Origin of the sequence: Nonomuraea sp. NPDC050536, assembly GCF_044457685.1 — a bacterium.
In the GTDB taxonomy this organism is placed as follows: Bacteria; Actinomycetota; Actinomycetes; order Streptosporangiales; family Streptosporangiaceae; genus Nonomuraea.
The window spans coordinates 296,551-309,358 of sequence record NZ_JBITHD010000006.1; the positions used below are offsets into that span (position 1 = coordinate 296,551).

At 70.1% G+C, this 12,808-nt stretch carries 11 protein-coding genes; 4 read left to right on the plus strand and 7 right to left on the minus strand.

What is annotated here, in order from left to right; translation table 11 throughout:
- Positions 1-16: 16 nt before the first annotated feature.
- On the plus strand, positions 17-2,344 hold the full coding sequence (locus ACIBHX_RS19985) for a LuxR C-terminal-related transcriptional regulator (protein ID WP_397068615.1): 2,328 nt from the start codon (positions 17-19) through the stop codon (positions 2,342-2,344).
- Positions 2,345-2,447: 103 nt separating this feature from the next.
- On the opposite strand, the gene ACIBHX_RS19990 is transcribed toward ACIBHX_RS19985, so the two are convergent.
- The 3 genes from ACIBHX_RS19990 to ACIBHX_RS20000 form a co-directional block, all read right to left on the minus strand.
- Positions 2,448-2,879, minus strand: a complete 432-nt coding sequence (locus tag ACIBHX_RS19990) for an ATP-binding protein (RefSeq protein WP_397068616.1) — start codon at positions 2,877-2,879, stop codon at positions 2,448-2,450.
- Positions 2,876-3,070 carry a DUF5999 family protein gene (locus tag ACIBHX_RS19995; protein ID WP_397068617.1) on the minus strand — a complete coding sequence of 65 codons (195 nt, stop codon included), beginning with the start codon at positions 3,068-3,070 and terminating at the stop codon, positions 2,876-2,878. Before ACIBHX_RS19995 ends, ACIBHX_RS19990 begins: the two co-directional genes overlap by 4 nt.
- Positions 3,071-3,227: 157 nt before the next feature.
- The gene (locus ACIBHX_RS20000; protein ID WP_397068618.1) at positions 3,228-5,582 is read right to left on the minus strand and encodes an FAD-dependent oxidoreductase; all 2,355 of its coding nucleotides are present in this window, start codon (positions 5,580-5,582) and stop codon (positions 3,228-3,230) included.
- Positions 5,583-5,686: 104 nt separating this feature from the next.
- Here ACIBHX_RS20000 and ACIBHX_RS20005 point away from each other — a divergent pair, with 104 nt between their 5' ends.
- Entirely contained in the window at positions 5,687-6,592 is a 906-nt protein-coding gene (locus ACIBHX_RS20005) for a phosphotransferase (protein ID WP_397068619.1), read from the plus strand.
- Between the two features lie 4 nt (positions 6,593-6,596).
- Positions 6,597-7,211 carry a DUF4126 domain-containing protein gene (locus ACIBHX_RS20010; RefSeq protein WP_397068620.1) on the plus strand — a complete coding sequence of 205 codons (615 nt, stop codon included), beginning with the start codon at positions 6,597-6,599 and terminating at the stop codon, positions 7,209-7,211.
- On the opposite strand, the gene ACIBHX_RS20015 is transcribed toward ACIBHX_RS20010, so the two are convergent.
- The 3 genes from ACIBHX_RS20015 to ACIBHX_RS20025 are packed head-to-tail and all read right to left on the minus strand — an operon-like array spanning position 7,180 to position 9,674.
- Entirely contained in the window at positions 7,180-7,974 is a 795-nt protein-coding gene (locus ACIBHX_RS20015; RefSeq protein WP_397068621.1) for an alpha/beta fold hydrolase, read from the minus strand. The two genes, ACIBHX_RS20010 and ACIBHX_RS20015, sit on opposite strands and share 32 nt — an antisense overlap.
- Position 7,975: 1 nt before the next feature.
- Positions 7,976-8,899 carry an alpha/beta hydrolase gene (locus ACIBHX_RS20020; RefSeq protein ID WP_397068622.1) on the minus strand — a complete coding sequence of 308 codons (924 nt, stop codon included), beginning with the start codon at positions 8,897-8,899 and terminating at the stop codon, positions 7,976-7,978.
- Positions 8,889-9,674, minus strand: a complete 786-nt coding sequence (locus ACIBHX_RS20025; protein ID WP_397068623.1) for a glucose 1-dehydrogenase — start codon at positions 9,672-9,674, stop codon at positions 8,889-8,891. The genes ACIBHX_RS20020 and ACIBHX_RS20025 overlap by 11 nt, the downstream gene beginning before the upstream one ends.
- A gap of 83 nt (positions 9,675-9,757) precedes the next feature.
- Here ACIBHX_RS20025 and ACIBHX_RS20030 point away from each other — a divergent pair, with 83 nt between their 5' ends.
- The gene (locus tag ACIBHX_RS20030) at positions 9,758-10,363 is read left to right on the plus strand and encodes a hypothetical protein (RefSeq protein ID WP_397068624.1); all 606 of its coding nucleotides are present in this window, start codon (positions 9,758-9,760) and stop codon (positions 10,361-10,363) included.
- Between the two features lie 195 nt (positions 10,364-10,558).
- Here ACIBHX_RS20030 and uvrB read toward each other — a convergent pair whose 3' ends face one another.
- Complete coding sequence (uvrB, locus tag ACIBHX_RS20035) at positions 10,559-12,667, minus strand: excinuclease ABC subunit UvrB (protein ID WP_397068625.1); 2,109 nt, start codon at positions 12,665-12,667, stop codon at positions 10,559-10,561.
- Positions 12,668-12,808 lie beyond the last annotated feature (141 nt).

Genomic DNA, 12,808 nt, shown 5'->3' on the forward strand with positions numbered 1-12,808 from the left:
GAGGCGGCGAGGCACGATGACAGCACTGACCAGGAGCGCCTCACGCCGCCAGCAGACAGTCAGGCTGCCGGCCGAGGTGACCAGCTTCGTTGGGCGTCGGCACGAGGTGGCCGAGGTCAAACGACGCCTGTCCATGTCGCGCGCGGTGACCCTGACGGGCGCCGGCGGTGTCGGCAAGACGCGGCTGGCCCTGCACGTCGCGCTGGATGTGGCGCGTGACTTCCGCGGCGGCGTCTGGTTCGTGGAGCTGGCCGCGGTGGAGAACCCGGACATGCTCCCCCAGACCATGATCGAGGCCCTGGAGATCCGCGATCACAGCCTCAGTTCACCCCTCGACGTGCTCGCCGAGTATCTGCGGGACAAGCAGGCTCTGATCATCCTGGACAACTGCGAGCACCTGGTGCACGGGTGCGCGGTCCTGGCCGAGGCGCTGCTGCGCCGCGTCCCCGGGCTGCGCATCCTGTCCACGAGCCGGGAGGCGCTCGGCTTCGCGGGCGAGCAGACACTGGCGGTGCCGACGCTCCCGCTACCCGATCTGAACGGCGCGAACGTGCCGGCCGAGGAGTTGGCGCAGAGCGACGCCGTCTGCCTGTTCGCCGAGCGGGCCAGGGCGGTCCTGCCGTCGTTCGCCATCACCGAGGACAACAAGAACGTCGTGGTCGGCATCTGCCGCCGACTGGACGGCCTGCCCCTCGGGATCGAGCTGGCCGCGGTCAGGTTGCGGGCCCTGTCGGTGCACCAGCTGGACGAGCGGCTTGACGACCGGTTCCGGTTGCTGACCGCCGGCTCGCGGGCCGTACTGCCGCGCCACCAGACGCTGCGCGCGCTGATCGACTGGAGTCACGCGCTGTGTTCCGAGAAGGAGCAGCTGATGTGGGCCCGCGTGTCGGTGTTCGCGGGCGGGCTGGACCTGGAGGCGGCCGAGGCGGTCTGCTCCTTCGACGGCATCGCCCGCGAGGAGGTCTTCGACCTGGTGAGCGGCCTGGTCGACAAGTCGGTCCTGGTCCGGGAGGAGCACGGATCGCGGGCGCGCTACCGGCTGCTGGAGATCATCCGCCAGTACGGCCTGGAGAAGCTCGCCGACCGGGGGCAGACGGCGCAGATGCAACGGCGGCACCGTGACTACTACCGCGAGCTGGCCGCCCAGGCACGAGCGGAGCTGTTCGGACCGTCGCAGGTGGCCTGGTTCGCCAGGTTGCAGCTGGAGCACCCCAACCTGCACAACGCCCTCGACCGGTTCTTCGAGACCCCTTCGGACGTCACCGCCGGCCTCGACATGGCCGTCGACCTCCTCTACCACTGGATCAGCTGCTTCTACCTGCGTGAGGGCCGCCAGTGGCTGGATCGGGGGCTCACCGCCGACACGGACCCGAGCGAGGTACGCGCCCGGGCGCTGTGGACCGACAGCTGGCTGGCCATCATCCAGGCCGACATCGGCTCCGCCACGACGATGCTCGAGGAGAGCCGGTCCATCGGCGAGCGGCTGGGGCTCGACCCGGTTCTCGCCTACGTCGATCTCTTCTCCGGGATGCTCGCCATGTACGGGGGCGACACGGACGCGGCCATCGCGCACTACCAGGAGGCCCTGGCGCGGCACCGGGCCGCCGACGACCCCGTGGGCACGGCGCTGACACTCATCCGGCTGTCCCTGGCCCACTCCTTCCGCGGCGACTCGCCGGAAGCCGTCTCGCTGGGCGAGGAGTGCATGGCCATCTGCGACGCCCATGGCGACGGCTGGCACAAGGCGTACATGATGATGGCGCTCGGCGTGGAGCTCTGGCGCCAGGGTGACACCGAGCGCGCCGGCGAGCTCGAGACGCAGAGCCTGACCTTCAACCGCGAGCTCGACGATCCGCTGGGAGTCGGCGTCAACCTGGAGGTGCTGGCCTGGATCGCCGCCACGGACAAGCAGTACCGGCGGGCGGCGGAGCTGCTGGGCATCCTGGAGACGATCTGGCAGACGGTCGGGGGGATGCTCTCGGGGTTCGGGCACCTCGCGAGCTATCACGACCAATGCGTGGCGAGCACCGTCGAGGCGCTCGGCGAGACGGCCTTCGCCGCCGCGTTCAAGCGAGGCGCCCGCCTGTCCTACGGCGACGCGCTCGCCTACGTGCTCCAGGAGGACAAGCACGTGGACGAGCGGCCGGCGACGCCGCTGACCCCTCGGGAGACGGAGATCGCCCAGCTCGTGGCCCAGGGCCTGACGAACAAGGAGATCGCCGCCTCTCTGGTCATCTCTCAGCGCACCGCGGAGGGGCATATCGAGCACATCCTGAGCAAGCTCGGATATCGCTCACGTGCGCAGATCGCCGTCTGGGTGAAGGAACAGGATCGCGACGACTAGTACGGCAGCGGCCGCCCCGACGGCGTCCGCAGGTCCGGGGTGTCGATACCGGTCGGCTTCCGCGTCTTGCGGATCCGGATCCTTCGCACGGTGACGGCTCCTTTCATGCCGGTGCGGGCGTGGGAAGCTCGAACCACACGATCTTCCCCTCGGGTGTGCGGGCGGTGCCCCAGCAGCAGGCCAGGCCGGCGAGCAGGAGCTGCTCGCGGCCCACGCTAAGCCGGAGGCGGATCGGCTCGGCGTGCTCGACCTCGCAGCGCAGCAGGCCGTCCTCGGCGGTGAGCATGAGCCGGATCCTGTCGCCGTGCCGCAGGGCGTTGGTGACCAGCTCGGTGACGAGCAGCTCGGCCGCCGACACGTAGTCGTGCAGCCCCCAGAGCGCCAGCCGGGTCCGGGTGATGCGCTGCGCCATGGCCACGGCGGTCGGCCCGGACGCGAGCACCCAGGACGCCGTCCGGTCATCGTCATCGTCGCCGATCTCGCTGTACAGGCCGTCGGCCAGGGCCACGAGCCGGTTGGACGGCGTGAGCCTCATGCCGCCCTCCCCGCGAGGACGGGCCCGGCGCAGCGGCTGCTGCCGTCGGGAAGCAGCTCGCCGGCGTCGTCGAAGATCACGACACCGTTGCAGAGCAGGCCCCATCCCTGTTCCGGATGGAACGCCACCATGCGCGCCGAATCGTGGTCGGGAGCGTCCGCTGGCGGACACTGTGGCCGGTGCTGGCACATGGCCCTTCCCCTTCTCGGTCGGCTGAGCTCAGGTCTAGCCAGCAGCTTGCCTCGGGACCCCTCACCAGCGAGACGGGATAAACCCCCATATAGGTACCCCTTACGTAGTGAGTAGGTACGTATCTCCTCAAGCAGGGTGACCGCAGAGGCGGCGCCGTCACGACGCGGCGTGCACCACCGTGCCGGGGATCCAGGTGCCGAAGACGTCCACCTCGACGCGGGTGCCCGGGCCCGCCTCCAGGTAGGCGTAGGCGATCGACGTACGCGCGGTGTAGCCGTAGCCGCCCGAGGTGACCCGGCCCACGATCCGCCCGTCCACCCGGACGGCCTCGTTGCCGAGGGCGACCGCCCGCGGATCGTCGAGTGTGAGGCAGCGCAGGCGGCGCGCCGGGTCCGGATCGAGGGCGTCCCCGCCGAGGAACTCCTTGTCCGGCTTGACGCAGAAGCCCAGCCCCGCCTCGTACGGCGTGGTCTCGGGCCCGATGTCGGAGCCCCAGACCCGGTAGCCCTTCTCCAGGCGCAGGCTCTCGATCGCCTTGTACCCGCCGGCCACCAGCCCGTGGGGTTCGCCTGCCGCCCACAGGGTCTGCCACAGGGCCATGCCGTACTCGCTGGAGCAGTACAGCTCCCAGCCGTGCTCGCCGACGAACGTCACCCGCATGGCCAGCACGGGCACGTCGCCCACGGTGATCTCGCGGGAGGTCATGAAGGCGAAGTCCAGCGGGTCCGGCGTCAGCCCGGACAGGATGTCGCGCGCCTTCGGCCCCCACAGGGCGAAGCAGGCGTACTGGCCGGTCACGTCGGCGATCCGCACGTCGGCACCGCGCACCCGGGCCTGCTTGCGCAGCCAGCCCAGGTCGTGCGAGCCGAACGCGGTGCCGGTGACGATCAGGAACTCGCGCTCGCCGCGGCGGGTGACGGTGAAGTCGCACTCGATGCCGCCGCGCCGGTTGAGCGCCTGGGTGTAGGTGACGGCGCCCACGTCGCGGGCGACCCGGTTGTCGCAGACCCACTCCAGCAGCGAGGCCGCGTCGGGGCCGGTGACCTCGATCTTGGCGAAGGACGTCTCGTCGAACAGGCCGGCCGTCTCGCGGGTGGCGCGGTGCTCGGCGCCGATCGCGGGCGACCAGTGGCGTCCCGCCCAGCCCCGCGGCCGCTCGTCCTCGCCCTGCGTGCCGTTGGTCTCGTAGTAGTTGACCCGTTCCCAGCCGGACTTCTCGCCGAAGCAGGCGCCGTGGCGGGCGTGCCAGCCGTACACCGGGGAGACCCGCAGCGGGCGGCCTGCCGAGCGCTCGTGGCCGGGGTAGCGGATGTCGTAGTAGGTCTCGTAGTTCTCGATCGAGCGCTTCAGCGTGAACGACGGGGAGCGGTACTGGCGGCCGAAGCGGCGGATGTCCATGTGCCAGACGTCCAGCGACGGCTCGCCCTCGACGATCCACTCGGCCATCACCATGCCGATGCCGCCTGCGCCCGCGATGCCGTGTGCGCAGAATCCCGCCGCCACGTACAGGCCGCCGACCTCGGTCTCGCCCAGGCAGAACTCGTTGTCGGGGGTGAACGCCTCGGGACCGTTGATCATCTTGCGGATGCCGACCTCGGCCATCGCCGGCACGCGGATCCTGGAGTTGTCGGAGATCTCCTCAAATCGGTCCCAGTCCTCGGGCAGCAGCCGCCCGTTGAAGTCCGCCGGGATCGCGTCGTAGCGGTCGAAATCGGTGGTCCATGGCGCGCAGTGGCGCTCGTAGCCGCCCATGACCAGGCCCTGGACCTCCTGCCGGTAGTACACCAACAGGTCGGGGTCGCGCAGCGTGGGTAGTTTGCCGTGCTCGTGGAAGCCCTCGGTCACCACGTACTGGTGCGACATCGGCACGATCGGGATCCGGACCCCGGCCATCCGCCCGATCTCGGCGGCGAACATGCCGCCGCAGTTGACCACGATCTCGCAGTCGACGTCGCCCTGGTCGGTCCGCACCCGGGTGACCCGGCCGTCGCGCACGTCGATGCCCACCACCCGGGTGCCGGTCCTGAACCTGGCGCCGCCCTTGCGGGCCGCGGCGGCCAGCGCGTAGCACAGCTGCGAGGGGTCGATCTGGCCGTCGGTGGGCAGGTAGGCGGCGCCGACCACGCCGGTGGGGTCCATCAGCGGGAACAGCTCGACCGCCTCGGCCACCGAGATCTCCTCCAGCGGCAGCCCGAACGTGCGGGCCCAGCCGATCTGGCGGCGGATCTCCTCCATCCGCTCCGGCGTGGAGGCCAGCTTGATGCCGCCGCACTCGGTCCAGCCTGCGTCCAGCCTGCGGTAGAGGTCGACGGAGTGCTGGTTCATCCTGGTCAGCGTCGGGTCGGCGCGCAACTGGCCGACCAGGCCCGCAGAATGGAAGGTGGAGCCGCTGGTCAGCTCGTCGCGCTCGAGTACGAGCACGTCGCGCTCGCCGAGCTCCGTCAGGTGGTAGGCGACGCTGGCCCCGCCCACGCCGCCACCGATGATCACGATGCGCGCCGAATCGCTCATGCGGGCGAGGCTAACGCGACACGCCTAAAAGGTCTAGACCGTTTACGGCGCGCCGCCCGTGCTCTACGATCCCCGGTCAAGCACGCGTCCCTTTGGAGCCGCCCATGCAGGTGCCCGAGGTCCTCGACCGGATTCCGCTGCTGTCCGGCTCGCCCAGAACCGTCGAGGAGCTACCCGGCGGGCTGACGAACCGGAACTACAAGGTGACCGTGCCCGGCGGCGTCTACGTGGCGCGCGTGTCGGCCAGCGAGGCGTCCCTGCTGGCGATCGACAGGGCGGCCGAGCACCACAACACCATGGCCGCCGCCGAGGCGGGAGTCGGCGCGCCGGTGCACGCCTACCTGCCGCAGGAGGGCGTGCTCGTGGTGGGCTTCATCCCGGGGCGCACCTTCACCGAGGCCGACCTGCGCGACTCGGCGAACCTGCCCCGGGTGGCCGAGGCGTGCCGGCGGCTGCACGCGGGGCCGCGGTTCCGCGGGACGTTCGACATGTTCGAGCTCCAGCGCCACTACCTGACCATCGTCCAATCCCGAAATTTCCGCCTTCCTGCCAGATATCTGGACTTCATGGACGACGTCGGAAAAATCAGGAAAGCGTTGGCGGTGCGGGACGCGGGGACCGTGCCGTGCAACAACGACCTGCTGCCGGGCAACTTCATCGACGACGGCCGGCGGCTCTGGCTGATCGACTACGAGTACTCGGGCAACGGCGACGCCTGCTTCGAGCTGGGCAACATCTGGAGCGAGTCGAACCTCACGCTCGACCAGCTCGAGGAGCTCGTCACGGCCTACCACGGCCGCCGGCTCCGCCACAAGATCGCCCGGGCGCGCCTGCTCGGCCTGATGTCCAAGTACGGCTGGACGCTGTGGGCCTCCATCCAGGACGGCGCCAACCAGGACCTCGACTTCGACTTCTGGTCGTGGGGGATGGAGAAGTACGAGCGGGCGGTGGCCGAGTTCACCGGTTCTGGCCTGCCGTACCTCATGGAGGAGGCGGTGCGGGCAGACTGAAGGTATGTTCGCCGCTCTGACCGGGCTGGGCCTGTCCACCGCCGCCGGGCTCAACGCCTACATCCCGCTGCTGATCGTGGGCGTGGTGGCCAACTTCACCGACAAGATCAAGCTGCCCGACGGCTACGCCTGGCTGTCCAACTGGGGCGTGCTGGCCGTGATCGCGGTCCTGCTGGTCGCGGAGATGGTGCTGGACAAGGTCCCCGTCGTGGACTCGGTCAACGACACGATCCAGACCGTGGTACGGCCGGCCGCGGGCGGCGTGGTGTTCAGCGCCACGAACGCCGCCGCCGAGTTCGAGCACTCCAGCTGGATGACGCAGAACCCGTGGGCGGGCTGGCTGCTGGGCATCGTGGTCGCGCTGCTCGTGCACGCCCTCAAGGCCACCGCCCGGCCGGTGATCAACGCGGGCACGGCCGGGGTGGGCGCGCCGGTGGTGAGCACGGTCGAGGACGTGGGCTCGGCCGGCGTCAGCCTGATCGCGATCTTCCTGCCGCTGCTGATCATCGTCGTGCTGATCGTGATCGCCGTGGTCGCCTGGCGGACGCTGAGACGCGTGCGCCGCTTCCGCGCGTCCAGAAGGCCGCCTAACCGCGTAGCCAGGCCTCCAGGACGTTGACGAACTCGGCCGGGCGCTCCTCATGCAGCCGGTGGCTGGAGCCCTCCCAGCACACCACCTTGGAGCCCGGGTCCTTGAGCAGGGCCGCCTCCCAGGCCGCCTGCGCCGGGTCGAACCAGATCGACAGGACCGGGCACCGCCTGCGGGCCAGGTACTCCTCCGAGGCGGGCCTGGTGCCGATCGAGCCCGGCAGCGTGAACATGCCCTCGAAGGCCTGTGCCAGGACGTGCGGCGCCATGCCGTACAGCCTGCGCTTGTGCCAGCGCCTGATCACGGCCGGGGTGGCGGCGTTGGTGCACCACTCGTCGATCTGGACGGCCGCCGCGTGCGGGTGCTCGCCCCGCAGCCCGGCCACCATCCGCGGGAAGCCGCGCGCGATCTGGGCGATCACGCCGTAGCCCGGCTCCACGGCGACGAGCCTGGCCACCCGGTCCGGGTACTCGACGGCCAGGATGGACACGACCTGCGCGCCCATCGAGTGGCCGACCGCGACCACGGCCGGGATGCGCAGGTGGTCGAGCAGCTCGCGCAGGTCCTCGGCCATCCTGCGGGGCGTGTTGTCCGCCTCGGGCACCGAGGAGTAGCCGTGCCCGCGCAGGTCCAGGGCCACGACCCGGTGCCGGGCGGCCAGCGCGTCCAGGTGCCACGACCACTGGTGGGAGTCGGCTCCCCAGCCGTGCACCAGCAGCAGCGGGGGGCCGTCGCCCGCGCCGTCGTCGGTGTAGAAGAGGCTGACGTCGCCGCCGACGTTCGCGTACGGCATGTCAGGCCAGGTTCCCGGTCAGGGCGGCGCACGCCAGGTCGGTGGCCTGTTTGGTGGCGGGCAGCAGGTTCCCCGCGAGCGTGAAGAAGCTGTGGAACATCCCGTCGAAGCGGACGGTCTCCGCCTGGGTGCCCGCCTTCCGCAGCAGCCTGCCGTACTCCTCGCCCTCGTCCCTGAGCGGGTCGTGCTCGGCGGTGATCACCAGCGCGGGCGGCAGGTTCCCCAGCTCTGCGTGGACGGGCGAGCTGTACGGCTCAGCCCGGCGGGATCGGTCGGGCTGGTAGCTGTCCCAGAACCAGGCCATGTGATCGGCGGTCAGGAAGTACCCGGTGGCGTTCTCCCTGCAGGAGGGCGAGTCCTGCGCCGCGTCGGTGGCCGGGTAGACCAGCAGCTGGAAGCGGATGGGCGGCCCCTCTAGATCGCGGGCCTTCAGGCAGGTGACGGCCGCCAGGTTGCCGCCCGCGCTGTCTCCCGCCACGGCCAGCCTGCCGGGGTCGACGCCCAGCTCGGCGGCGTGCTCGTGCACCCAGACGGTGGCCGCGTAGGCGTCCTCGACCGCCGCCGGGTAGGGGTGCTCGGGGGCCAGCCGGTAGTCGACGGACACCACGACGACCTGGGCGTCCCTGCATAACGTCCGACACACCCAGTCGTGGGTGTCCAGGGTGCAGATGCTCCACCCGCCGCCGTGGAAGAACACCACCACGGGCGGCGGGTCCTCCCCTCCGTCCGGCCGGTAGACCCTGATCGGGATGTCGCCCGCCATCCGATCCTCGATGCTCTGTACGGCGGGCGGCTCGACGTCCAGTTTGGGGGCCTGCGCCAGGATCCTGCGCGCCTCGGCGGCGTCGAACACCTCGGTGCCCAGCTTCGGGAAGAACTCGCTCATCGTGTCGATGATCGCCCTGGTCATCGCGTCAACCGCCATCGCGCACCCCCTCCGCTCCGCTCACAGCCGGGGCGGCGAGCAGCGGGAGCTCGCCGCAGGTCCAGCCGCCGTCGATGGCCAGCTCGGCGCCCGAGATGTAGGAGGCCGCGTCCGACAGCAGGAACGCGATCGCCTCTGCCACCTCGGGCGGCTCGCCCCAGCGGCCGGCGGGCGCCAGGGGGAAGCCGCCGTCGCCGGACACGGCGCCGAAGGGCTGAGTCATCGGCGTGACGATCATCCCGGGATGTACGGAGTTGACCCGGATCCGCGCGGCGCCGAACTCCTGGGCGGCGATCTTGGTGAGCCCGCGCACGCCCCACTTGGACGCCCCGTACCCGCCGGTTCCCGGCAGGGCCGTCAGCCCCGCCACGGACGACAGGTTGACGATGGACCCGCCGCCGCCCGACCGCATCGGGCCGAGCACGGCCTTCAGCCCGAGGAAGACGCCGACCAGGTTCACCTTGAGCACGCGTTCGAACTGCTCGAGCGTGTGCTCCTCGATCAGCTGCGCGGTGGCGATCCCGGCGTTGTTGACCAGCCCGTCGATCCGCCCGAACTCCTCCATCACCTCGCCGGTGACGCTCGCCCAGGCTTCCTGGCTGGTCACGTCGTGAGCGACGAAGCGGCCCTCGACCTCCTTGGCGGTGGCGGTGCCCTCCTCGTCGAGCACGTCGGTCACCACCACCCGGGCTCCGGCGGCGGCGCAGCGGCGGGCGGTCGCGGCGCCCATCCCCCGGGCCCCGCCGGTGATGATCACTACCTTGCCGTCCAGCATGTGTGCACTGAATCACGCTCGCGCGCAGTCTAGCAAGAGCTTGCTTGGTAGACCGGGAGCTATGCTGAAAGGGATATGAGGAGGTGTCGGCGATCTCAACCGTGATTCTCATCGTGCTGGTGCTGCTGGCCGTCATGCTGGCAGTGGCGGGCGTCGGCATCTACTTCCTGGTCAAGCTGGGCACCAAGGCGACGGTCAAGGCCAAGCAGACCGCTACCAGGATCACCACGCACGTCAACGCGATGGGGCAGGGCGAGGCCGCCGAGGCCGAGCGCCTGCGGCTGGACCTGCAGCGTGAGCTCACCCTCACCCGGCAGGCCGTGGCCCAGGCCCACCGCCACGGCTGGGATCTGGGGGACCTTCCCCACCTGCTGAGCGAGCTGACACAGCAGGCCGACATCCACGACGGCCAGCTCGCGATCTACGCCCAGCAGCGCCGCATGTCGCCCTACGTCGACCACGCCACGCTGGGGCGGCTGCGCGAGCACCAGGCCAAGCTCACCTCGATGTGCGCCCGCATCCGCGCCGATCTGCTCGGCAGCCAGGTGCAGCACGCCTCGAGCGGCATCGACGACCTGAACGCGCGCACGGAGCTGGAGATCGAGTCCCACCGCCGGACCCCCGACCCGCTGGACGAGATCGACGAGCTCTACAGCAAGACCATGCAGGAACGCCGAGATCTCCCCTGACGACTACCCAGTGTGTCGAGATGGATCCGTCGCGTGAACTTCCTGATGAGGTATGCCCGATGACCGCGACGCTTCCCGAGTGGTTCTATCCCGGGCCTCCCGGCGGCTGGACGAGCGAAGCGAGGCCCTCCAGGGGTCAGGCCTGGGCCCGACCCCTGGAGGGCCTCGCCTGAGCCGCGTTGTCCTGGGGAGCGCTTACCGGACGCCCGCCTCCTTCATGTCGCGCAGCTCCCGCTTGAGCTCCTTGATCTCGTCGCGCAACCGGGCGGCCACCTCGAACTGCAGGTCGGCCGCCGACTGGTGCATCTGCTCGGTCAGCGACTCGATGAGGGACTCCATCTGCGCCCGCGGCATCTCCCCCGCGATCGCCTTGGCGTGCTGGCCCGCCTGCTTGGTAGCGAAGCCGGGCACGGGGGCCTTGCCGCGCGACTGGGAGCGGCCGCCGCCCAGGAGCTTGTCGGTGTCGGCGTCCTCGCGCTGCAGCGAGTCGAGGATGTCGGCGATCTTCTTGCGCAGCGGCTGCGGGTCGATGCCGTTGGCCTGGTTGTAGGCGATCTGCTTGTCGCGGCGCCGGTTGGTCTCGTCGATGGCCCGCTCCATCGACGGGGTCACCTTGTCCGCGTACATGTGCACCTGGCCGGACACGTTTCGCGCGGCGCGGCCGATCGTCTGGATCAGCGAGGTCTCCGAACGCAGGAAGCCCTCCTTGTCCGCGTCGAGGATCGCCACCAGCGACACCTCGGGCAGGTCGAGACCCTCACGCAGCAGGTTGATGCCGACCAGCACGTCGAACTCGCCGGTGCGCAGCTCTCGCAGGAGCTCGATGCGGCGCAGCGTGTCGACCTCGGAGTGCAGGTAGCGCACCCGGATGCCGAGCTCGAGCAGGTAGTCGGTGAGGTCCTCCGACATCTTCTTGGTCAGCGTGGTGACCAGGACCCGCTCGTCACGGTCGGCCCGCTCGCGGATCTCGTGCACCAGGTCGTCGATCTGGCCCTTGGTGGGCTTGACCACGATCTCCGGGTCGACCAGCCCGGTCGGCCTGATGACCTGCTCGACGACGTCGCCCTTGACCCGGCCAAGCTCGTAGGAGCCGGGGGTGGCCGACAGGTAGACCGTCTGGCCGATCCGGTCGAGGAACTCCTCCCACTTCAGCGGCCGGTTGTCGAGCGCCGACGGCAGCCGGAATCCGTGATCGACCAGGGTGCGCTTGCGGGAGGCGTCGCCCTCGTACATCGCGCCGATCTGCGGCACCGTCTGGTGCGACTCGTCGAGCACGAGCAAGAAGTCTTCGGGGAAGTAGTCGAGCAGCGTGTTGGGCGCACTGCCCGCCACGCGGCCGTCCATGTGGCGCGAGTAGTTCTCGATACCGGAGCAGGTGCCGATCTGGCGCATCATCTCCAGGTCGTAGGTGGTGCGCATGCGCAGCCGCTGCGCCTCGAGCAGCTTGCCCTGCTTCTCCAGCTCGGCAAGCCGCTCGGCCAGCTCCGCCTCGATGCCCTGCACGGCCGCCGACATCCGCTCCTCGCCCGCCACGTAGTGGGAGGCGGGGAAGATGTAGAGCTCCTCGTCCTCGGTGATCACCTCGCCGGTCAGCGGGTGCATCGTGGACAGCTTCTCGATCTCGTCGCCGAACATCTCGATCCGGACGGCGAGCTCCTCGTACTTCGGGATGATCTCGATCGTGTCGCCCCGCACCCGGAACGTGCCCCGGGTGAAGGCCAGGTCGTTGCGCGTGTACTGCATGTCGACGAGGCGGCGCAGCAGCTGGTCGCGGTCGACGTCCATGCCGACGCGCAGCCTGGCCATCCTGTCGACGTACTCCTGTGGGGTGCCCAGGCCGTAGATGCACGACACGGAGGCGACCACGATCGTGTCGCGCCTGGTCAGCAACGAGTTGGTGGCGGAGTGACGCAGCCGCTCCACCTCGTCGTTGATCGAGGAGTCCTTCTCGATGTAGGTGTCGCTCTGAGGGACGTACGCCTCGGGCTGGTAGTAGTCGTAGTAGGAGACGAAATACTCGACCGCGTTGTTGGGGAGCATCTCGCGCAGCTCGTTGGCGAACTGCGCGGCCAGCGTCTTGTTGGGCTGCATGATCAGCGCGGGCCGCTGCAACCGCTCGATCAGCCAGGCGATCGTGGCCGTCTTGCCCGTGCCGGTGGCTCCCAGCAGGACGTTGTCCTTCGCGCCCGCCTTGACCCGGCGCTCCAGGTCGGCGATCGCCGTCGGCTGGTCACCGGACGGGGTCATCTCGGTGACGACCTCGAAGGGTGCCACCTTACGCTGCAAATCTGTAACCGGCCTCACGCGTCCCACTGTAGGTGCTGCCACTGACAGTTCTCCGCGTACGGCGAAGCGGGCAGGGAGGCCGCGGTGCCCGGGTCCTGTGCGCCGTGACGGCGGGCGAGCGTCACCGACCCGCCGCGAGCGCCGGGCGCGGGTCCTCGG